The 20,982-nt window shown below is 65.0% G+C and carries 20 protein-coding genes and 1 tRNA gene; 7 read left to right on the plus strand and 14 right to left on the minus strand.

The annotated features are described in order from the left end of the window. Positions 1-50: 50 nt before the first annotated feature. Genes B3T77_RS12405 through rhmD form a run of 4 tightly spaced genes read right to left on the minus strand, consistent with a single transcriptional unit; the run spans position 51 to position 3,770 of the window. Positions 51-953 (minus strand): amidohydrolase family protein, encoded by a 903-nt coding sequence (locus B3T77_RS12405; protein ID WP_292079945.1) that lies wholly within the window; start codon positions 951-953, stop codon positions 51-53. A 9-nt stretch (positions 954-962) separates the two neighbouring features. Further along, positions 963-1,715 carry an SDR family NAD(P)-dependent oxidoreductase gene (locus B3T77_RS12410; RefSeq protein WP_292079946.1) on the minus strand — a complete coding sequence of 251 codons (753 nt, stop codon included), beginning with the start codon at positions 1,713-1,715 and terminating at the stop codon, positions 963-965. Beyond that, positions 1,712-2,560, minus strand: coding sequence for a fumarylacetoacetate hydrolase family protein (locus tag B3T77_RS12415; RefSeq protein ID WP_292079948.1), 849 nt, complete (start codon positions 2,558-2,560; stop codon positions 1,712-1,714). Before B3T77_RS12415 ends, B3T77_RS12410 begins: the two co-directional genes overlap by 4 nt. A 16-nt stretch (positions 2,561-2,576) precedes the next feature. Further along, a complete protein-coding gene (gene rhmD / locus B3T77_RS12420) occupies positions 2,577-3,770 on the minus strand; it encodes an L-rhamnonate dehydratase (RefSeq protein WP_292079949.1) in 1,194 nt (397 codons plus the stop codon). 140 nt (positions 3,771-3,910) lie between these two features. Between rhmD and B3T77_RS12425 the strand changes: the two genes are divergently transcribed. Genes B3T77_RS12425 through lldD form a run of 3 tightly spaced genes read left to right on the plus strand, consistent with a single transcriptional unit; the run spans position 3,911 to position 6,646 of the window. After that, the gene (locus B3T77_RS12425) at positions 3,911-4,717 is read left to right on the plus strand and encodes an IclR family transcriptional regulator (protein ID WP_292079950.1); all 807 of its coding nucleotides are present in this window, start codon (positions 3,911-3,913) and stop codon (positions 4,715-4,717) included. 24 nt (positions 4,718-4,741) lie between these two features. After that, positions 4,742-5,503 (plus strand): SDR family NAD(P)-dependent oxidoreductase, encoded by a 762-nt coding sequence (locus B3T77_RS12430; RefSeq protein ID WP_292079952.1) that lies wholly within the window; start codon positions 4,742-4,744, stop codon positions 5,501-5,503. Positions 5,504-5,512: 9 nt separating this feature from the next. After that, positions 5,513-6,646 (plus strand): FMN-dependent L-lactate dehydrogenase LldD, encoded by a 1,134-nt coding sequence (gene lldD / locus B3T77_RS12435; protein WP_292079953.1) that lies wholly within the window; start codon positions 5,513-5,515, stop codon positions 6,644-6,646. A gap of 60 nt (positions 6,647-6,706) precedes the next feature. On the opposite strand, the gene B3T77_RS12440 is transcribed toward lldD, so the two are convergent. From B3T77_RS12440 to kduI, 4 genes are all read right to left on the minus strand, one after another. Beyond that, on the minus strand, positions 6,707-8,350 hold the full coding sequence (locus B3T77_RS12440) for a pectate lyase (RefSeq protein WP_292079955.1): 1,644 nt from the start codon (positions 8,348-8,350) through the stop codon (positions 6,707-6,709). A 159-nt stretch (positions 8,351-8,509) separates the two neighbouring features. Then, on the minus strand, positions 8,510-9,553 hold the full coding sequence (locus B3T77_RS12445; RefSeq protein WP_292079956.1) for a sugar kinase: 1,044 nt from the start codon (positions 9,551-9,553) through the stop codon (positions 8,510-8,512). A gap of 21 nt (positions 9,554-9,574) precedes the next feature. Then, positions 9,575-10,333, minus strand: coding sequence for a 2-dehydro-3-deoxy-D-gluconate 5-dehydrogenase KduD (gene kduD / locus B3T77_RS12450; RefSeq protein ID WP_292079959.1), 759 nt, complete (start codon positions 10,331-10,333; stop codon positions 9,575-9,577). A gap of 22 nt (positions 10,334-10,355) precedes the next feature. Further along, positions 10,356-11,201, minus strand: a complete 846-nt coding sequence (kduI, locus tag B3T77_RS12455; protein ID WP_292080038.1) for a 5-dehydro-4-deoxy-D-glucuronate isomerase — start codon at positions 11,199-11,201, stop codon at positions 10,356-10,358. 172 nt (positions 11,202-11,373) lie between these two features. Here kduI and B3T77_RS12460 point away from each other — a divergent pair, with 172 nt between their 5' ends. Then, positions 11,374-12,036 (plus strand): RpiB/LacA/LacB family sugar-phosphate isomerase, encoded by a 663-nt coding sequence (locus tag B3T77_RS12460; RefSeq protein ID WP_292079960.1) that lies wholly within the window; start codon positions 11,374-11,376, stop codon positions 12,034-12,036. A gap of 40 nt (positions 12,037-12,076) precedes the next feature. Here the strand turns inward: B3T77_RS12460 and B3T77_RS12465 are convergent, their stop codons facing one another. Next, entirely contained in the window at positions 12,077-13,126 is a 1,050-nt protein-coding gene (locus B3T77_RS12465; protein WP_292079962.1) for a LacI family DNA-binding transcriptional regulator, read from the minus strand. A 135-nt stretch (positions 13,127-13,261) separates the two neighbouring features. Here B3T77_RS12465 and B3T77_RS12470 point away from each other — a divergent pair, with 135 nt between their 5' ends. The 3 genes from B3T77_RS12470 (at position 13,262) to B3T77_RS12480 (ending at position 16,556) form a co-directional block, all read left to right on the plus strand. Beyond that, positions 13,262-14,098 carry a 2-keto-4-pentenoate hydratase gene (locus B3T77_RS12470; protein WP_292079964.1) on the plus strand — a complete coding sequence of 279 codons (837 nt, stop codon included), beginning with the start codon at positions 13,262-13,264 and terminating at the stop codon, positions 14,096-14,098. Positions 14,099-14,186: 88 nt separating this feature from the next. Then, positions 14,187-15,473, plus strand: coding sequence for an MFS transporter (locus B3T77_RS12475; RefSeq protein ID WP_184278537.1), 1,287 nt, complete (start codon positions 14,187-14,189; stop codon positions 15,471-15,473). 132 nt (positions 15,474-15,605) lie between these two features. Continuing rightward, positions 15,606-16,556, plus strand: coding sequence for an alpha/beta hydrolase (locus B3T77_RS12480; protein WP_292079967.1), 951 nt, complete (start codon positions 15,606-15,608; stop codon positions 16,554-16,556). On the opposite strand, the gene B3T77_RS12485 is transcribed toward B3T77_RS12480, so the two are convergent. The 5 genes from B3T77_RS12485 to B3T77_RS12505 form a co-directional block, all read right to left on the minus strand. Continuing rightward, positions 16,553-18,115 carry a carboxylesterase/lipase family protein gene (locus tag B3T77_RS12485; RefSeq protein ID WP_271041367.1) on the minus strand — a complete coding sequence of 521 codons (1,563 nt, stop codon included), beginning with the start codon at positions 18,113-18,115 and terminating at the stop codon, positions 16,553-16,555. The genes B3T77_RS12480 and B3T77_RS12485 overlap by 4 nt on opposite strands. Before the next feature lie 168 nt (positions 18,116-18,283). Then, a tRNA-Ser gene (locus B3T77_RS12490) sits at positions 18,284-18,373 on the minus strand. An 87-nt stretch (positions 18,374-18,460) separates the two neighbouring features. After that, positions 18,461-19,393, minus strand: coding sequence for an NUDIX hydrolase (locus tag B3T77_RS12495; protein ID WP_292079969.1), 933 nt, complete (start codon positions 19,391-19,393; stop codon positions 18,461-18,463). Positions 19,394-19,397: 4 nt separating this feature from the next. Next, on the minus strand, positions 19,398-20,039 hold the full coding sequence (locus B3T77_RS12500) for a YfbR-like 5'-deoxynucleotidase (protein WP_088582949.1): 642 nt from the start codon (positions 20,037-20,039) through the stop codon (positions 19,398-19,400). A gap of 94 nt (positions 20,040-20,133) precedes the next feature. After that, positions 20,134-20,937 (minus strand): methyltransferase type 11, encoded by an 804-nt coding sequence (locus B3T77_RS12505; RefSeq protein WP_066551818.1) that lies wholly within the window; start codon positions 20,935-20,937, stop codon positions 20,134-20,136. Between the last annotated feature and the right edge of the window lie 45 nt (positions 20,938-20,982).

Consider the following 20,982-nt stretch of genomic DNA (forward strand, 5'->3'; position numbering starts at 1 on the left):
TCCTGGTGTTCCTCGGGCCTCGCCGTCTTGATGCGGCTTCGGCGGATGGGTCAGATACGGTAGATCGCCTCGGCGTTGGCGGCGAACAGGCGGTCGCGTTCGTCGATCGAGAAGTCGGCCGTGATCGCGTTAAACGCGGAATAGAAGGCTTCGAAGGTTCCGTGGACGCTTTCGACGGGGAAGTCCGAGGCGAACATGGCGCGCTCGGTCCCGAAGGCCTCGATGCAGTCCACAACGATGGGACGGATGCTGTCGGGCGTCCAGGCGCGATCGGTGATGCCGAGACCCGAGATCTTGATCGAGACCTGCGGCTGAGCGGCCAGCAGGCGCAGACCTGTGCGCCACCGCTCCATCCCCGCCGCATCCCGGTCGGTCGGCAGGCCGGCGTGGTTGACGATGATCGGAATGTCGGGGTGGCGGGCGGCGATGATGGCGGCGGTCGCCATCTGCGACGGATAGAGCTGGAGGTCGAACGACAGCCCATAGTGCGCGAGCTTGGCGAAGCCCTCGACCCATTTCGGATCACGCAACAGATCGCGATCGGTATAGGTCTTCAACGGATCCTCGTGCCAGCAAACGATCTGGCGCACGCCGCGGACGTTCGGTCGGGCGGCGTGTGCTTCCAGCAGGGCGTCCAGGTCGGGATCCAGCATATCGGCGCCGGTGACGATGGCGTGCGGATAACCGGTGTCATCAGCGATCGACTGAAGCCAGTCGGTCTCGGCCAACTGCTGGCCCACAGGCTGGCCGGCCTCGACGTGAACGATCTTGTCCACGCGCCAGCCCGCCGTGTCCGCCAGATAGTCGTCCAGCAGATAGTTTGCGTTGGCGATGGGCGACATGTCTCCCGCCGGATTGTTCGGCAGGGGATCGTCCTGAAGCCAGCCATAGCGCGCACGCGACAGGTCCCACAGGTGGACGTGCCCGTCGACGATGCGAAGGTCCGAGGCCACGCGTGCGTCCTAATAGGTCGTTCTGCCGCCCGACGTGTCGAACGTCGAGGCGGTGGTGAAGCTGCATTCTTCGGAGGCCATGAAGCAGACCATGGAGGCGCTCTCCTCGACCTCACCCAGGCGTCCCATGGGGATTTTGGAGCGCATGTAGTCGACTTGGCTCTGGGGCAGTTGTTCCAGGATGGGGCTTTCGAAGGTGGCGGGGGTCAGGCTGTTGGCGACCACGCCCTTGCCGGCCAGTTCCTTCCCCAGCGACTTGGTGAAGCCGATCACGCCGGCCTTTGAGGCGGAATAGGCTGAGGCATTGGGATTGCCTTCCTTGCCCGCGACCGAGGCCACATTGACGATCCGGCCGTAACCGTTGGCCAGCATGAAGGGCACGATGGCGCGCGAGCAGTAGAAGACGCCGTTCAGATTGATGTCGACGACCCGCTTCCAACTGTCGATCGGGAATTCCTGCACCGGAACCGTCGCGCCGGTGATGCCTGCCGAGGCGACCAGGATGTCGATGCGGCCGTCCAGCGCCTGGGCCGAGGCGTCGGCCGCAGCAGCGACGGCGTCGGGGTCGGCGACGTCCAGTGCGATCACATGGACGGCCCCGACCTCAGCAGCGGCGGCCGTCAGCGCCTCGGCGTTGAGGTCCCACAGCACGACCTTGCCGCCCTCGACGACGATGCGGGCGGCGGCGGCCTTGCCCAGCCCCGAGGCGCCGCCGGTGACGACGGCTGTGCGGCCCGAAAAACGGTCCTTGTAGGCGCTCATCGGGCCCACTCCACGAAGGTCTGACCCTGTTCCCCCAGCTTCTGGATGCCCAGACGCACTGTGTCGCCAGCCTTGAGGTAGAGCGGCGGCTTCTGGCCCAGACCCACGCCGGGCGGGGTGCCGGTGGTGATCAGATCGCCGGGCTCCAGCGTCATGAACTCCGACAGATACGACACGATCTCGGCGACGCCGAAGATCATGGTTCTCGTATTGCCGGTCTGCATGCGCGTGCCGTTCAGGTCCAGCCACATGTCCAGATCCTGAACGTCGCCGACCTCGTCGATCGTGACCAGCCAGGGGCCGACGGGGCCGAAAGTGTCGCAGCCCTTGCCCTTGTCCCAGGTGCCGCCGCGCTCGGTCTGATAGGCGCGCTCGGACACATCGTTGATCAGCACATAGCCAGCGACGTGATCCAGCGCCTCGGCCTGGGTGACATAGGAGGCGGGCTTGCCGATGACGATGCCCAGTTCGACCTCCCAGTCGGTCTTTTCCGAGCCGCGCGGAATGACCACGTCATCGTTCGGCCCGTTCAGACAGGTAATGGCTTTGGTGAACAGCACCGGCTCTTGGGGGATCGGCAAATTGGATTCGGCTGCGTGGTCGGCGAAGTTCAGGCCGATGGCCAGGAATTTGCGCACGCCATTGATCGGCACGCCATAGCGAGGCTGGCCCTCGACCAAGGGCAGGGTGGTCGGATCGATGGCCTTCAGCGCCTCAAGTGCGGGGCCATACAGTTGGTCCGGTGTGATGTCGGCGATGTATCCCGACAGGTCGCGAATGCGCCCCTCGGCGTCCAGCGTGCCTGGCTTTTCCTGGCCCTTGGGGCCGTAACGCAGCAGTTTCATTCTGAAGTCTTTCGTCTTATCGCGCGTAGGGGCGATGCAGGGCGATGTCGCGGTTCAGCTCGACGCCGAAGCCCGGCGCCTCTGGAACCTTCAGGCGACCGTTCACGGGCACCGGCTCGCCGATCAGCTGGGGATGGAACATGGGCACGACTTCGTCGGCGCCGGGGGCCATCATCAGGAACTCCGCGAACGGGCTGTTATGACGCGTGACGACGAAGTGGTAGGAATAGACGGACGATCCGTGCGGGATCATCAGCACGCCCTTGGCGTCGGCCATGGCGGAAATCTTGATCAGTTCGGTCACGCCGCCGCACCAGCCCACGTCCGGCTGAATGATGTCGCAGCATTCCATCTCCAAGAGCATGCGGAAGCCCCAGCGGGTGGCCTCATGCTCGCCGGTCGTGACCAGCATCCCCTTGGGAGCATTCTTCTTCAGCGCCTGATAGCCCCAGTAGTCGTCGGGGCTGAGCGCCTCCTCGATCCACTTCAGACCCAGCTTGTGGGCCTCCTGAGCCAGCCGCGTGGCGTAGTTCAGGTCTAACGCCATCCAGCAGTCGAACATCAGCCAGAAGTCGTCGCCGCAGGCGTTGCGCATGGCCTCCAGCTCGGCCAGGTTCTTGTGCAAACCCTCCTCGCCCTCGGCCGGACCGTGGTGAAGGGGCATCTTGCCGCCGATGAAGCCCAATTCCTTGGCTTTGTCCGGACGCGCGCCGGTGGCGTAGAAGGTCAGCTCGTCACGCACGGCGCCGCCCAGCATGGCGAAGACCGGCTCCTGGCGCAGGCGGCCCAGCAGATCCCACAGCGCCAGATCGACGCCGGAGATGGCGTTCACCACCAGACCCTTGCGGCCATAGTACTGGGTTGAGAAATACATCTGGTCCCAGATCTTTTCGACCTCGGTCGGATCGCGGCCCTCCAGGAAGCGAGCCAGGTGTTTCTCGACGATATAGGCGGCGGGTTCGCCTCCGGTCGTGACCGCGAAGCCGACCACGCCGTTCTCGGCCTCGATCTCGACGACCAGGGTGCCCAGCACATTGATGCCGAAGCTTCGGCGGCTCTGGCGGTACTCGGGGTATTTCGCCATCGGCGTGGCGATATGGTCGTCGATCCAGTGACCGTCGCCCTGGTCGTGATAGTCGGCGCCGCCGCCGGCGCCATCGTTTTTAACGACGAAGGCGCGGACGTGTTTGATGCGGGGCAGGCGGCTCATCGCGTCATCACCAAGGCTTGGTGATTTGCTCCCATAATGCGGGATGTCACTGGCATTCCTCCGTGCATAGCGTCACAGTCATCCTCGTGTCACGGAGCGACTTGCGCGTTTTGCTACATTCTGAGAATGAGGATTACAAAATGGGACAAACGCCGTCAATCAAGACCGCACAGGTCGATGGGGATGAAGAGGTCGGCGCCAAGGCGTCCGGCAGCCAGACCCTGCTGCGTGGTCTGGACGTTATCGACGCCCTGATCGACGGCTCACTGCCGCTGGCCGAATTGTCCGAAAAGCTGGAGCTGACGCGCAGCACGACCCATCGTCTGGCCTCGGCCCTGGTCGAGCGGCGGTTGCTGTCCTTCCGCCCGCGCGAAGGCTATTCCCTCGGCCCCAAACTGCTGGAGCTGGGCCATGCCGCCAGCCAGCAGATGCATTTGCCGCGCGTGGCCCGGCCCTGGTTGGAACAACTGTCGGCTCAAACCGACGATACGGTCCACTTGGGCGTGCTGGAAGGCCGTCATGCGCTCTATCTGGACAAGGTCGCCGGCCGGCGTCGCATCAACATTGGCTCACGTCTTGGCGAGAGGCACCCCATCGCCTCGACCGGCCTGGGCAAGGCGCTGATCCTGGACAAGACCGAGGCGGACTGGATCGATTTCTACGCCGAGCCGGGCGCGACCTATGACTCATCCGCCCGCGCCGTCTGGCTGGAGCGGATGCATGGCTACGCCCAGAAGGGCTACGCCTTCGACCTGGAAGAGAACGAAGACCAGATCCGTTGCGTCGCCGCGCCGATCCGTTCGGTGAACGGCCAGATCGTCGCCGCGCTCAGCGTGTCTTCCGCTGCCCAATATATGTCCGACGCTCGGATGACCGAACTGACCAAGACCGTGACCGAGGCCGCCGACGCGATCAGCGCAGACCTGGGCTGGTCGCCCAAATCCTGAAACCGAACCGCCGCCGGAGCCCGCATGCTGCTTGAGAACAAGGTCGTCCTGATCACGGGCGCATCGCGGGGTATCGGACGGGCGACGGCGATCGAAGCTGCACGCCAGGGGGCGGATGTCGCCCTGAATACCTTCCGAGACGAGACGGCCGCCGCCGAGGTGGTCGCCGAGATCGAGGCGCTGGGCCGCCGGGCCATCGCCGTCGACGGCGATGTGGCCCAGCCCGAGAGCGCCGCAGCCTTCGTCGATGCCGCCGTTCAGGCGCTGGGCCGGGTGGACGTCTTCGTCTCCAACGCTGGCATCTGTCCGTTCCACGCCTTCCTCGACATGCCGGTCGAGACCCTGCGCCGGACGATGGAGGTCAATCTTCACGGCGCCTATTACATGGTGCAGGCGGCGGCCAATCAGATGGTCAAGCAGGGAGACGGCGGCGCTATTGTCGCCATCAGCTCGATCTCGGCGCTCGTCGGCGGTGAGATGCAGACCCATTACACGCCGACCAAGGCGGGGGTGCACAGCCTGATGCAGTCCTGCGCCGTCGCCCTGGGCCGTCACGGCATCCGCTGCAACTCCGTCCTGCCCGGCACCATCGCCACCGACATCAACAAGGACGACCTCGCCGACCCGCAGAAGCGCGAATTTATGGAGGGCCGCATTCCGCTGGGCCGTCTGGGCCGGCCGGAGGACATCGCCTCGGTCGTCGCCTTCCTGGCCTCGGACATGGCGTCCTATATGTCCGGCGCGGCCCTGTTGGTCGACGGCGGCGCCTTCGCCAACTTCCAGTAGGATGAGCGCGTGATCATTTCGTCGCCGAGCGATTATCGGGAAGCCGCGCGGCGCAAGCTGCCGCCCTTCTTGTTTCATTACATCGACGGCGGCGCCTATGCCGAGCAGACCCTGCGTCGCAACGTCGAGGACTGGCAGGCCATCGCCCTGCGCCAGCGCGTGCTGCAGGACATGACTAGCCTCAGCCTGGATACCCGGCTGTTCGACGAAACCCTGCGCCTGCCCATCATCTTGGCGCCCGTCGGCCTGACCGGCATGTATGCGCGCAGGGGCGAAGTGCAGGCGGCCAAGGCGGCGGCCTCGCGCGCCGTGCCCTTCACTCTGTCGACCGTCTCTGTCTGCCCGATCGAGGAGGTCGCGCCGGCCATCGACCGACCCATGTGGTTCCAGCTCTATGTGCTGCGTGACCGCGGCTTCATGAAGAATGCGCTGGAGCGCGCCAGGGCGGCGGGGGTGAAGACCCTGGTCTTCACCGTCGATATGCCGACGCCGGGCGCTCGCTATCGCGACGCCCATTCGGGCATGAGTGGGCCCAATGCCGAGATTCGCCGCATTGTTCAGGCGATGACCCATCCGGCCTGGGCCTGGGACGTCGGGGTGCGCGGCACGCCGCACGATTTGGGCAATGTCTCGGCCTATCTGGGCAAGCCGACGGGGCTCGCTGACTACATCGGTTGGCTGGCGAACAACTTCGATCCCTCGATCTCGTGGAAAGACCTGCAATGGATCCGCGATTTCTGGGACGGGCCGATGATCATCAAGGGCATCCTGGATCCGCAGGACGCCCGCGACGCCGTCAGCTTCGGCGCAGACGGCATCGTGGTGTCGAACCACGGCGGGCGTCAGTTGGACGGGGTGCTGTCGTCTGCCTGCGCTCTGCCCGCCATCGCCAACGCGGTGCAGGGCGAGCTGAAGATTCTGGTGGATTCCGGCATCCGCAACGGTCTGGACGTGGTCCGCGCCATCGCCCTGGGCGCCGACGCTGTCCTGCTGGGCCGGGCCTTCATCTACGCCCTGGCGGCGAAGGGCCAGGCGGGGGTCGAAAACCTGCTGGATCTGTTCGAAAAGGAAATACGCGTCGCCATGACCCTGACCGGGGCCAAGTCGATCGCGGGCATGACCCGCGAGATGCTGGCGATCTGACGCAGGATCAGTGCGTTATTCCCGCCACGAAAGCGGGGACAAAGCACATCTTCGCAAGTGCTAAGCCCCCAACGACTCGATCAGATCGCCCATGTTGCGGATGAAGACCGAGGTGGAGACGCCCTCCACCGGGAAGTCGGTATTGTAAGGCGAGGTGTCCCATAGGTCGCCGACGCGGGTCATCTGGTATTCGCCGCCTGTTACGGCGGTGGGGGAGGGGCCCTTGTACGGGTTTGACGTCGTGGTCAGCGGCGTGGGCCAATAGCCGCGCGCATTCAGCCCGGCCATGACTTCGGCCGCGCGACCGGCGTGAGGCGCGGTCGGGCGACGAGCATCGCTGGACATGTCCCACACGTCCACATCCTGAAGCGTGAAGTACTTGGGCAGATTTAGCGAGCCGGGGCGCGCCTTCAGCGGCGACCCGCGCGTGGCCTCATCGACCGGCATGGCCGACAGACGCGCGTACTCCGCGCGCAGGGCCGGGGTGTCCACATTGCGGAACGAACCGTAGTGGACGATCAGATTGGTGGGGTTGTCGTCGGCGTAGTACTGGCCGTTGGCGATGTTGGACCCGCGCCGGTGGATGTAGATCGGCGTGTTGGCGCCCTCCAGAATGAAGGTCGGGTGCGTGCGGCCCGGCGTTTTCAGCGGCGGCTTGGCCGCGACCTGATCCAGCCAGTCCATCGCCTCGGGCAGGCGGGCCAGATACTTGCGGTCGCCCGTCAGGCGATAGAAGCCCATCATCGACTTGATGTTAGTGCCGGTCGTGTGGGTGACGAAGGCTTGCGGCTCGATCGTCCGGGCGCCCGCCGGCTTCAGCGTGTCGGGAAAGTGTTGCAGGCCCCAGGCCGGTTGCGGCTGCGGCTGCTGGGTCTTCACGAAGATGTCCATGCCGCGATTGATGGCGTCCAGGATCCTCGCATCGCCCCGGCCGTTTCGCGCTAGGCCGTGATAGGCGTAGATCAGGAACTCCAGGTTCTCGCCGGCCACGTCGTCGTTGAAGGTGATGTAGGGCGTGTAGTCGGCATGGCCGTGCAGGCCGCCGTTCTCGACGAACGGATAGCGCTGGGGCCAGCCGCCGTTCTCGTACTGGCTTTCCAGCACGAAGGTGATCGCCTTGTTCAGCGGCGCCAGATATTTGCGATCCTTTTTCTCAAGGTAGATCCGCAGCAACAGTTGCGACGCCTCGGCTGTCCCCGCGTCGTCGAACGTCGCGTTGCCGTAGTAGTGGTGGAATTCCTCCAACCGCCAGGCGTTGGCGGCGACCGTGCCGTACCACTGCTTCAGCGACTCCTCGCCGGCGGTGTCGATCACATAGTTCCAACCGCCCAGAGCGTGCTGGCCCTTGATCAGAGCGTCTGCAGCCTTCTTGGCCGCTTCATAGTAAAATTCGTCGCCGGTGGCATGATAGGCGTCCAGGAACAGGTGGCCCACGGTCGCGGTGCCCGGGGGCTGGACCCAGATCATCGTCGGGTTGGCCTCAAGCTCGCCCCAACGGCGCGAAAAGTCAGGCAGATATTGCCAAACGTATCCGCCCTCGACGGCGGCCTCTTCGCTCATGAACCGAGCGGCGCGCTTCATGGTGTCCAGAATGGCGGCGCGCTCTGGCGACGCCTGGGCTAGGACGGGCCCCGAAGCGGCGACGAAGGTGGCGGCGGCGCCTGCGGCCAGCAAGGCGCGGCGGTTCATGGACGTGACGGACATGGAAACTCCTGGTGTGACCTCTCTCGCACGGTTTCTTCTGACCGTTTCGAAGCATCACTGAAGCATGATTGACACCGGTTTCCTAGCCCTATGGCGCGATTGAAAAAGGCCGCATGGACTTCTCCATGCGGCCTCCAACCAATCTCAATGTTCGGAGCCTTAGCGGCGGATATCGAAGCCACCGTCGCCCATGGCGGCGCGCACCTCGTCGGCGGTGACCAGGTTGAAGTCGCCGGGCACGGAATGTTTCAAGCCGGCGGCGGCGAGGCCGAAGTCGAGGGTCTCCTGATCCGACCAGCCGCTCCACAGGCCAAACAGCACGCCGGAGGCGAAGGCGTCGCCGCCGCCCACCCGGTCTACTACACCAGCCATGTGAATGGCCTCGGCTTTGGATTCGATCACGTCGTCGCCATTGCGCGTCAGCATGACGGCCGACAAGGCCTGGTCGGCGACGCTATCCTGAACGCGCAGGGTGCAGGCGATGCGTTGCAGGCGAGGGAAGGCAGCGAAGGCGGCCTTGGCGGCTTCACGACGACGCACAGCCGGGTCGGGGCTGACGAATGTCGTCTTCAGCACCAGGGCGAAGTCGCGGTCGTCAGCGAAGGCGACCGTGGCGCCCGCCAGCATCTTGCCCAGCGTGGCCGGGGGATCGCCATCCCATTGTTCCCACATCTTGCCGCGGAAGTTGCCGTCGTAGCTGACCTTGACGCCCTTGCGGACGGCGGCCTCGATGATGGCGACGGCGGCGGCCGAGCCGTTCGGCCCGGTCGCCGGTGTCACGCCCGAGGCGTGCAGCCATTCGACGCCATCCAGAAGTTGGTCCCAGTCGAAGGCCGTATCGACATATTCGACAAAGGCCGATCCGGCGCGGTCATAGAGGACTTCCGACGGACGACGAACAGCGCCCGGCGTCAGGAAATACAGACCCATGCGGCCGGGTTTGAAGACGACCTGAGAGGTGTCGACCCCGTGCTTGCGCACCTCGTCACGCACGCCGCGGCCCAGCGCATTGTCGGCCAGAACCGTCGCCATGCCGGTCGGCGCGCCGAAGCGAGCCAGCGACACGGCGACATTGGCCTCGGCGCCGGCCGGACGCACGGTCAGGGCAGGCGATTGCATCAGCAGCTCGTTGGCGTTGGGCGAAAACCGCAGCAGCATCTCGCCGAAGCAGAGAATGCGGCGGGAAGATGCAGCCTGGGTCATGATCGCAACGCTAGCCCCGGATCAGCGCGCCTGCCAGCCGCCGTCGACCGGCAGGATGGCGCCCTGGACGTAGTCGGAGGCCCGGCTGGCCAGGAAGACGGCCGCACCGCCCAAGTCCGACGGCTCGCCCCAGCGCCCGGCCGGGATGCGGCCCAGGATTTCGGCAGAACGCACCGGGTCCTCGCGCAGAGCCTGGGTGTTGGCGGTGGCGAAATAGCCGGGGGCGATGGCGTTGGCGGTGATGCGGTGCGGCGCCCATTCATTAGCCATCAGCTTGGTCAGGCCGGCGACGCCCGATTTGGACGCGGTGTAGGACGGCACGCGGATGCCGCCCTGGAAGGAGAGCATAGAGGCGATGTTGATGATCTTGCCGCCGTCGCCCTGTTTGATGAACAAACGAGCGACCGCCTGGCTCATGAAGAAGACGGTCTTCAGATTGATGTTCATCACCAGGTCCCAGTCGGCCTCGGTGAAGTCCACGGCGTCGGCGCGACGGATCAGGCCGGCGTTGTTCACTAGGATATCGATCCGGCCCATGGCGGCCAGAGCTTCGTGAACCACGCGCTCGACCGGCTCGATCGAGGTCAGGTCGGCGCTGATCGCGTGGGCGCGACGGCCCATCGCCTGGACCTTAGCGACCGTGTCGTCGGACTCCGACAGGGCGACCGAGACGATGTCGGCGCCGGCTTCGGCCAAAGCGAGGGCGATGCCTTGGCCCAGGCCCACGTTGCCGCCGGTGACCAGGGCGACCTTGCCGGTCAGGTCGAACGGATTGCTCATATTTTTCTTCCTCTTGTCCTGATTACTTCAACTGGCAAATGTCGAGCTTGTACATGTCGGTGTAGTCGAGGTTCTCGCCGCCCATGCCCCAGATGAAGGTGTAGTTCGAAGTGCCTGCGCCAGTATGGATCGACCACGGCGGGCAGATCACCGCCTCACCGTCGGCGATGACGATATGGCGTGACTTGTCTGGTTCGCCCATGAAGTGGAAGACGCGGTCGTCTTCGCCCAGGCCGAAATAGAGGTAGGCTTCCGAACGGCGGTCGTGAATGTGCGGCGGCATGGTGTTCCACACCGAGCCCGACTTGAGCACCGTCACGCCCAACAGCAACTGGCAAGACCTCACCTTGGCGGGAACGATGTACTGATAGATGGTCCGTTCGTTGGAGGTCTCCAGCGACCCCATTTCCAGCGGCACAGCCTCCTCGATCGAAATCTTGGTTAAGTCGTAGCGGGCGTGGGCCGGCGTGGCGACCAGATAGAATTTCGCGGCCTCGGCGGGGTTATTCGAGGCGAAGCTGACGTCGCTTGATCCGATCGGCACATACAGGCCGTCACGGAAGCCTAGTTCGATAGTCTCGCCATCCACCGTGATCGAACCGGCGCCGCCGATATTGACCACGCCCAGTTCACGGGCCTGCAGGAACGGCGCGCCGGCCAAAGAGGGTGGCTCCGATTGGGTGGGCAGGCTCAGGGCGGTCTCAGCCGGGGTCGCGCCGCCGATGACCATGCGCTCGTGGTGGGAATAGTTCAGGCTGATCCTGCCTGAAACGAACAGATCCTGAATCAGATAACGATCGCGCAGCTGTTGGTTCGAGGCCCCGTCCATCATGTCGGGATGGGTGGCCTGATAGACTTTGTCGTACATGGGGTCGTACATGCCGGTCTCCCTGGGAACTCGCAGCGCGAGCCACCGAGACGGATCTTGCGCCCGTCCTTCTGTGGACTAGGTAACCGGTGTCATATAAGGATGCAATCGATTAGACCAACGCCGCTCACATATGTCGGCATCGCTTCGCCACCGTCTTGAGGATTCCCCCATGAAGATCGCTCTCATCATCGAAAACAGCCAGGCCGCCAAAAGCGAGACGGTGCATTCCGCTCTAACCGCTGTCGCCGAACCGCTAGGCCATGAAGTTTTCCACTATGGAATGTACGCGGCCGACGATAAGGCCTCGCTGACCTACGTCATGAACGGCGTGCTGACGGGCATTCTGTTGAACTCCGGCGCGGCCGATTTCGTCGTCACCGGCTGCGGAACCGGCATGGGCTCGATGCTGGCCTGCAACAGCATGCCAGGCGTCTTCTGCGGTTTGGTGATCGACCCGACCGACGCCTTCCTGTTCGGCCAGATCAACGACGGCAACGCCATCTCGATGCCCTATGCCAAGGGCTTCGGCTGGGCTGCGGAACTGAATCTGCAGGATGTCTATCGCAAGCTGTTCGAAGGCGAGCGCGGCCTGGGCTATCCCAAGGAACGGGCCGAGATCATGCGCACGAATCGCGGCGTGCTCAGCGACCTGAAGGCGGTGACCTGCCACGACATGCTGACGGTTCTGAAGACGATGGATCAGGACCTGCTGAAGGCTGCCATCGCCGGCGAGAAGTTCCAGGACTACTTCTTCGCCAATGCCACCGACGAAGGTATTCGCGATTATCTGAAGGGCGTTCTCGCCGCCAAGCCTGCGCTCGAAACAGCCTGAGGCAGACAGGTCGGCGCGCGATCACGCGCGCCGACCCAACTCAGACTGCCGGGATTGCCGACTTGCGCACCACCAGAGCCGGTCGAACTTCGGGCTGATTCATCTTGGTCGCATCGACGCCCCGCATCGGCGCTAGCAGCTTTTCGGCCGCCATCCGTCCCATGTCTCGGATCGGCAAGCGCACCGACGTCAGGTTGGGCCAAACCCGCGCCGCCATCGGCAAATCATCGAAGCCGACGACGGACAGGTCGCGCGGCAGCTCAAGGCCGCGATCTCGCGCCGCCTGCATCACCCCAATGGCCATGTCGTCGTTGAGGGTGAAGATCGCGGTCGGCGGCGTTTCCAGCGCCAAGAGGGCGTGGCCCGCCTCCACGCCTGATTCGAACGTATAGGCGCCCGTGAAATCGTAAGCCGGGTCCAGCGGGATCCCGCGCTCGGCCAGAGCGTCCAGGAATCCCTTGCCCCGCACGGCCGACGAGCGGAACAGGTCCGGCCCGCGCACCAGACCGATTCTTCTGTGTCCCAGGTCGGCCAGGTGCGTCGCCGCCTCAGCCGCGCCGATCCAGTCATTGGTGACCACCATCGCCTGAGGTTCATCCAAGGCCACCGAGGCGATGCGGACATAGGGGCAGTCGAGATCGCGCAGCAGGTCGATGACCTGTTCATCCTCGGACACCGAAGGCGGCATGATGACGCCGTACAGACGTTGGCGCTCGACGAAGCCCCTGATGTCTTCCAGCAGGGTAGGGGAGTTGCGATTGCAAGGATGGACGACCAGTTCCAGGCCGGACCCCTTCAGCGCATCCAGCACGCCTTGCTGCATGTTCACGACATAGGTCGGGCTCGGGTTGTCGTAGATCAGACCGACCAGGAACGAACGCCTGAAAGCCAAGCCGCGCGCCTGTGGATCAGGCGTGAAACCCAGAGCCTTGATGACGGCGTTGACCTTTTCGCGCGTGTCTTCCTTGACGAACGGCGACTGATTGATGACTCGCGAGACGGTCTTTTTGGAGACCTGCGCCTCACGGGCGACATCGTTGATGGTTGCCCGCTTGCCCGGCTTGCCGGATCGCGGATCGTCTTGAGCCAAGGTTCGGCTCCTTCCCTATGTGCAGCTTGAAGGCATAGCCGCGACTCGCGGCCGACGCCATGGGGCTCAGCTAAAGCGCATTGACACCGGTTTCCTTCGTCGCTCTTATCGGAGCCTATTCACGAGGCGACCCCTTTGACTTCGACCCCCTCACTTGCGAGCCAGGACGACGCGCTGTCGGCTGACCCGGCGGCGATCGCACAACAGTTCGTCGCCGCGCGTCTGGCGGCGCGCAACACGCCAGACTATCCCGGCGTGATTCCCCAGAGCATGGCCGAATCCTACGCGATTCAGGACGTCGCGATCGGTCTGTTTCCCGATAAAGTCGTGGGCTGGAAGGTGGGCGGCGTCCCGTCGGAGCAGCAGCCCAAGCTGGGGATTCATCGTCTGGCTGGCGCGATCTTCGCGCGCAACGTCTGGCCTGCGCCCGGCGATACGGTCGTTCCCTTGCCCGAAATCGAGGGTGGGTTTGCAGCGGTGGAAGCCGAGTTCATTGCTCGGACCGGCGCCGACGCCGATCCCGCCAAGACCAATTGGACCATCGAAGAAGCAATGGGCGTCGTGGACAAGGTTTTCATCGGCGTCGAATTGGCCGGCAGCCCGCTTTCGACGATCAACGATCTGGGATCAGCCGTGGTCGCCTCTGATTTCGGCAACAATGGCGGACTGATGATCGGTCCCGAGGTCGAGAACTGGCGTGAGCGTCTGGACGGCATCGAGGTCGAGACGGTGATCAATGGCGCCAGCGTCGGCACGGGCGGAGCGCAGTCCCTCGCAGGCGGCGCGATGGAATCCGTGCGGTTTCTGCTGGAACATTGCGCGCGCTGGGGCCGTCCATTGAAGGCGGGCACGCTGGTTTCGACCGGCGCTGTCACCGGCGTCCACCGTGTCCACGCGGGCGACGAGGCCGTGTGCATCTTCAAGGGTATCGCAGAACTTCACTGTTCGGTCGTCAGGGCCGAAGCCCAGTAACATCATCGGACGCCCACCCCGCCGCCGTTCAGGGACGGAAAAGAGTAGGGACGCGTCGAGGAATATTCAGGAACGGGTTTTCATAACCATGTCAGACGCCTCCGTCGCGCCGCCGATCCAGATCAAGGCGCCATCTCCCGGCAAGTATCGCTGGATCATCATGTGGTTGCTGTTCGCAGCCATGGTCATCAACTACGTCGATCGTCAGATGATCGGCTTCCTCAAGCCGACCTTGTCGGCCGAGTTCGGTTGGTCCGAAACGGACTATGCCGACATCGTCTTCTGGTTCCAGGCGTCCTATGCAGTGGCCTACCTGTTGTGGGGCCGGATCATGGACAAGATCGGCGCGCGCTGGGGGCTGGGGATCGCTTTCGGTATCTGGCAGATCGGTCACATCATGCACGGTGCGGCGCGTGACCTGTCGCACTTCATGATGGCGCGGATGGTGCTGGGCGTCGGCGAAGCCGGCGGCTTCCCTGGCGGGATCAAGGCGGTGGCGGAGTGGTTCCCGAAAAAGGAACGCGCCTTCGCTACCGGCCTGTTCAACGCCGGCACCAATATCGGCGCCATCGTCACCCCCCTGATCGTTCCGGGCCTCGTGCTGGCGTTCGGCTGGCAGATGGCCTTTGTCATCACCGGGGCCTTGGGCCTGATCTGGCTGCCGATCTGGCTGCTGGTGTATCGCCGCCCGCGCGAGCAGAAGAAGCTGTCCGCGACGGAGCTGGCCTATATCGAACAGGATCCGGCCGACGTTGTCGAAAAGGTCAAATGGACCAAACTGCTGACGGTCAAGGAAACCTGGGCCTATGCTCTGGGCAAGTTCCTGATCGATCCGATCTGGTGGATGTTCCTGTTCTGGCTGCCGGACTTCCTGGGCAAGACCTATGGGCTGGATCTGAAGACCTTCGGCCCGCCGCTGGTCGCCATCTATCTCCTGTCCGACATCGGCTCGGTTGGCGGGGGCTGGCTGTCGTCGCGCTTCATGCACAGGGGCATGAGCATCAACAAGGCCCGCAAGATCACCATGTTGATCTGCGCCCTGTGCGCCGTGCCGGTGGCCTTCGCGGCCGAGGCGTCAAACCTTTGGCTCGCGGTCGGCATCATCGGACTGGCGACGGCCGCGCACCAGGGCTTTTCGGCCAATCTCTATGCGCTGCCGGGCGATGTCTTCCCCCGCTCGGCGGTGGGGTCGGTCGTCGGCATCGGCGGCATGCTGGGCGCCATCGGCGGCATGGCCATGGCCAAATACGCCGGCTACGTCCTGGAGAAGATCGGCACCTATACGCCCATCTTCATCGTGGCGGCCTCGGCCTATCTGATCGCGCTTCTGGTCATTCACCTGATCACGCCGAAATACGAACTGGCCAAGGTCTGACGAACGACTGAGTGGCTCAGCGCCGCGACGTCATCAAGGATTGCGGCCGGGCGAGCGATCGTCCGGCCGTCGTCTTTTCAGGAAGAGAGAACTGTGATGGATGTGGAACGCAGGACGCTTTTAGGTCTGGCGATGGGGGCCGTAGTCGGCGCATCCGGGGCGAGGGCGCAGACAGTGGAGGATGGCGGCCGCGCCGGTCCGGCCGACCCAACCGAGATCATCCGCCTATGGCCCGACGGCGCCCCGGGCGGGCAGGGCGTGACCGTCACGCCGGTCGTGCCAGAGCGGTCGACCGATCCCGCCTTCCACGACCGTTACGCCCAGTATACGACCGATCCGATCCTGACCGTCTTTCGCCCCGAGCGGCCGAACGGTTCGGCGATGCTTCTTATCCCCGGCGGCGGCTATCGCTGGGCTGTGCTGGACAAGGAAGGGTATGACGTCGCGCGCGTCTTCGCCGCCAGCGGCACGACCTGTTTCGTCCTGCGCTATCGCCTGCCGGCTGACGGCTGGGCGGCCGGAGCCGACGCACCCCTGCAGGACGCCCAGCGTGCGATCCGGCTGATCCGCAGCCGCGCCGCCGACTTTGGCTTCGATCCGCAAAAGATCGCCGTGCTGGGCGCCTCGGCTGGCGGCCATCTGGCGGGGCTGGCCAGCGCCCGGACGGACGCGACCTATGAACCGGTCGATGCCGCCGATAGCGCACCCCTGCGACTCGATCTGACCGTTCTGATGTATCCGGTCGCGACCATGGCGGACCCGTACGTCCACGCCGGATCGCGGACGCACCTGCTGGGCGAGACGCCGTCGGCCGAGCGGATCGCAGCCTATTCTCTGGAGCAGATGGAGTGGCGGAATGCGTCGCCCGTCTTCCTGCTGCACGCCATGGACGACGCGTCCGTGCCGGTGGAGAACAGCCTGCAACTGCTGACCGCGCTCAAAGCCGCCTCTGTCCGGACCGAGGCGCATCTGTTCCAGGAAGGCGGCCACGGTTTCGGCGTCCGTCTGATCCAGGGCAAGCCCGCGCAGGTCTGGCCCGATCTGGTGCGCGCCTGGGCCGCCCGGCTGGATTTTCCGCTCTAGGTTCCCGGCTGGATATAGGGAATGGCCGAGAAGAAGGCCCGCTCGTCCCCGCGCGGATCGTCGACCATGCGCGGCTGGATATCCATCAACATCGTCTGTCGGCGAGGCAGCTCATAGCGGTCCCAGCGCGGCAGTCCGGCATGGTTGGGATCGCCGTCGCGAGCTAGGGCGATGAAGGCGTCGCTCATCCGGTCCGACATGATTTGCGCGCCCGGCCCGCGCGTCCGCGAGCCGGGCGCCTCGACATTGTCGAACACCAGCGGGATGTCGGCGGTATGGAAGGCGCCCTTGCGACCCGAGGCCAACTCTCCAGGGAAGTTGAGTTGATAGACCCAGGCGGGTGCGCCAGCCTTGGCCCGTTCTTCGGCCTCGATCACCGCGCCGCGCCAGGACCGCCCCGCTGTCGTCGCGGCGATCAGCACCTGGTCGGGCGACCACTCAGGATGCATGGCGCGATAGCCGGCGATCACAGCTTCGGGCGTGATGTCGATACGCATGACGCCGGGCGACAGCCGCGCCGCCAGGGTCTCCCACGTCAGCCCGACATTCTTGGGATCGTTGCCCATGAAGCCCAGGGTCTCTTCGCGCGTGTTGCCGATGATCATGGGGATCGACCGGCCCAGCGGCGCCGCGTCGGGATAGAAGGGGTGGCGGGGAAGGGTGCGGAAATCCAGCACCGGCCCGAAATACAGGCCGCCGAAGCCCAGAATCGGGTCCTCGGCGCTCTGCGCTTCGAGCAGCCGCTCGACCGGCATCGTCGCCGCTTCGGCCGCCCGATCCGGCGTCAGGCCCAGAGCCTTCAGCCATGTCGTGGCTCGCGTCGTGGCGTTGATTGGCCCGGACGCCGTCACCTGCTGACCACTCATGGTCGCGGCGCGATGGAACAGACCTTGCGCCGCCGGCGTCGCCATCAGGGTGGCGATCTTGGCGCCCCCGCCGGACTGACCGAACAGCATCACCCTCGACGGATCGCCGCCGAACGCCGCAATGTTGTCTCGTACCCACTGCAGCGCCAGGACCAGATCCAGCTGGCCGACGTTGCCCGAATCTTCGAACCCCGGCGCCAGTCGCGCCAGATAGGCATAGCCGAAGACATTCAGCCGGTGGTTCAGCGTCACCACCACGACATCGCCGCGCGCCGCCAGACGCGTGCCGTCATACAGCGGGTCCGATCCCGAACCGCTCGAATAGGCGCCGCCGTGGATATAGACCATCACCGGTCGCCGACCCGCGTCGGTGCCTGGCGTCCAGACGTTCAGGAACAGGCAATCTTCGCTTTGACTCGGCTCATCGCCGCGCTGCGGACTGGCCGCGCCGTAACGTGTTGCACGAACCGGGTCGCGCCAAGGCGTCGGCTTTTCTGGCGGTTGGAACCGCCGCGTCGGCGCTCCATATCGCACGCCCTTGAAGACGCTGATCCCCTCCTGTCGCAGACCGATGACCGGTCCGGCGGTTGTCATCACGCGATTTGGCGCCGTTGCCGCAAGAACGCCGGAGGGCGCCGAAAGCAGACCCGCGGTCGCCATGCTGCTCAGTAGCGCCTTACGTCGCGTGATCATCGATCGTCGCCCATCTGATATCCAACGAGAGCGACTCTGACACCGGTATCATGATCATTCAATGCGCAATGCTTGAGAGTCCAAGATGCAGGCGCAGAAACCCGACGGCAAAGGCCGAAGCCTCGTTTCGATAATGTTGGAACTTGGCCTAGGCCTTCGTCAGGCCGGTGGCGGAGAGGGTGGGATTCGAACCCACGGTACCCTTCCAGGCACGCCGCATTTCGAGTGCGGTACATTCGACCACTCTGCCACCTCTCCGCGGCGCCGATATCGCTTGGTCGAGCGAGGGGCTTCTCTAGTCGTAGCCGCAGCGCTTCGCAACCCGTCTGTGAAAGAAATCCGACGCTATCTTTGCGCGGGCAAAGACAGGCCCGGCGCGGCGCCGGTCTGGGCGTCCACGCCCTTGAATCGAAACAGTTCAGCGGGTCGACCGCCCGTGGTGGAAGAGAGTTGTCCGGTGGGTTCGACCAGCCCAGTGCGCTCCACGCCGCGACGGAAATTCTGCTTGTGCAGGCGAAGGCCCGACACGGCCTCGGCGCCCGCCTGGAGTTGGGAAAGGGTGAAGACGCCGGGGGTCAGATCGAACAGAACGGGGCGGTATTTCAGCTTGCTGCGCAGACGGCCGAGCGCAGTCGCCAGGATGCGCCGGTGATCCGAGGACATGATGCGGCCCGGCATGGGCTGCGTGGGTGACAGATCGGCGTCGCGCCACGCCTCGGCGACCAGGCGCGCCTCATAGAGCAGTTCATAGCGCTCCAGCACCCGCTCCTCGTTCCAGCGGTGATCGGCCGTCAGGGCGAACAGGGCGCGGGCGCGGGCCAGGCGATGCTCGTCGCCATCTGCCCAGGCGTGCAGGCCTTCCGTGATTCGCGCATCGTGACCGCCGCGCCGGTCTTCCCAGGGAAAGAACTCGAACACGGCGTCCCAGCGGGCGTCATGGGTCTGGCCTTCCGCGGCGTCGGGCGTCAGGGCCAGATAGCCGACGGAGACCTCTCTGTGACGGCCAGGGCCGGGCGTCGCGCGGGGCGAGGCGCGGCCCGCGTCGCCGAAGGTGTAGAGCTGTTCGACAAACCCGAGCCGAAACCCGGTCTGGTCCGTCACGAAGTCTCGCAAAGCGCGTTCGAAGGTGCGGTCACGCACGGGATCGAACGGTCCGAAGGGCAGGGCGCGCGAACCGTCCTCGGTCGGGGTCGTCAGGACGACGGCCTGCCGATCTTTCAGGGTCATCACGACCGCCGACAGGCCGATGCGAACGCCGTCCTCCGCCCCCTGGGTCATTGCGCTATTCCGTGTGCCAGGCGTCGTCGGCGGGGATCAGGCCGACGGCGCCCGCCAGGACTCGATAGCGTTCCAGATAGCGGGCCTGGGCGACCGGCGCGGGTTGGGGTTCGATCGTCAGGCTGTAGCCCTCGGGCGGACTGCCGAAGAAGCCCAGCGATTCCTTTTCGGTGAAACCGGCCAACTGCGTCGCCTCGAAGAAGGCGCAGGCCTTATCGGCCTTCTTGATCAGGGTCTTGATCGTCTGCGGCGTTTTGGGCGGCAGGCCGTAGCGCAGATGGATCGCGGCTTCCAGCTTGGCCTCGAAGTCCTTGTAACCGGCTCCGAGCGCCGCTTTGAACGGCGAGATCATGTCGCCGATGACGTATTCCGAAGCGTCATGCAGCAGGGCGGCCAGACGCCATTTCGGATCCAGGCCGGGCTTTATGTGGGCGGCGATTTCTTCAACCACACACGAATGCTGGGCGACCGAGAAGGCGTGCTCGCCGATGGTCTGACCGTTCCAGCGCGCGACGCGCGCTAGGCCGTGGGCGATGTCCTCGATCTCGATGTCGAACGGCGACGGGTCCAGCAGATCCAGGCGGCGACCGGACAGCATGCGCTGCCAGGCGCGGGGGGCGTTCTTCTTGTTGGGGCGCTCGGCCAAATCGCGTGTCCTGATCGCTTGTCGGCTGGTCAGGTGACGCAAAGACACGCCGGGATCAAGCGGGAGGGACCAGACGGCGAAGGAAATCGCCGCGTCAGCGTCCGACGTTCAGCGTAACCAGTTCCTTGGCGTCGTCGAAAATGCCGTCGTTTCGGCGATCCTTGGACCTGACCACGGCGATGACGATCGGGCCGCCGCTGGGGCCGCGCGCCTCGAAGCCGACCTGGCGCCAGCCCGCATCGCCGGGCTGATCGTCAGCCAGGATATAGGTCATGCGCGTCGCCGCGCCCGGCGCACGGGTGCGCACGCGCGTGGAGTTGTCGTTGGCGTCCACGCTGACCGTCGAGGTTTCGGTGCGGACGTTCTGTCCGTCCTTGGACTGTATGTTGATGCCGCCGATGCGGACGCTGGCGTTATCGCCCTGGGTCTCGATCTTCAGGCCCGGCAGTCGGACCGAGGCGTCTTCGCCGCGCGTCTTGATGTCAACCCCAGGCGCCTGGACGGAAGTCGTATCGCCTGCCTCGATCGATGGCGGAGGCGGCGGCGCATCGCCTGCGCCCGGGGCCAAGCGCGCGACCGTATGGGGCAGATCGGCGCTGGCGCGCGCTTCGAAGTCCCGCAGGACGTCATCGACGGAGCGACCGTCCAGCTTGACCAGATGCAGCACGACGTCGGCGCCCTTGGGGCCGCCATAGACGCAGTTTGCGCCGCCCGCCGCCGCCAGGCCCTTTCGCGTCAGCACGCCAAGATTGTCCGGGCATTGCAGAGCGTCGATCACCTTCAACACGCCTGCGCCCTGATCGTCGCTGGACGAGGTAGTGGTGATGCGGACCGAGTTGTCGCCGTCGCAGGCGGCCAGGCTGGCGCTGAGGGCTAGATAAAGCAGGACATGACGCATGGTCGAACCTCTCTTGGCCCGCATTCTGCGCACTGCGGCCGCGTG

It is taken from the genome of Brevundimonas sp. UBA7838 (genome assembly GCF_002500885.1).
GTDB lineage: Bacteria > Pseudomonadota > Alphaproteobacteria > Caulobacterales > Caulobacteraceae > Brevundimonas > Brevundimonas vesicularis_C.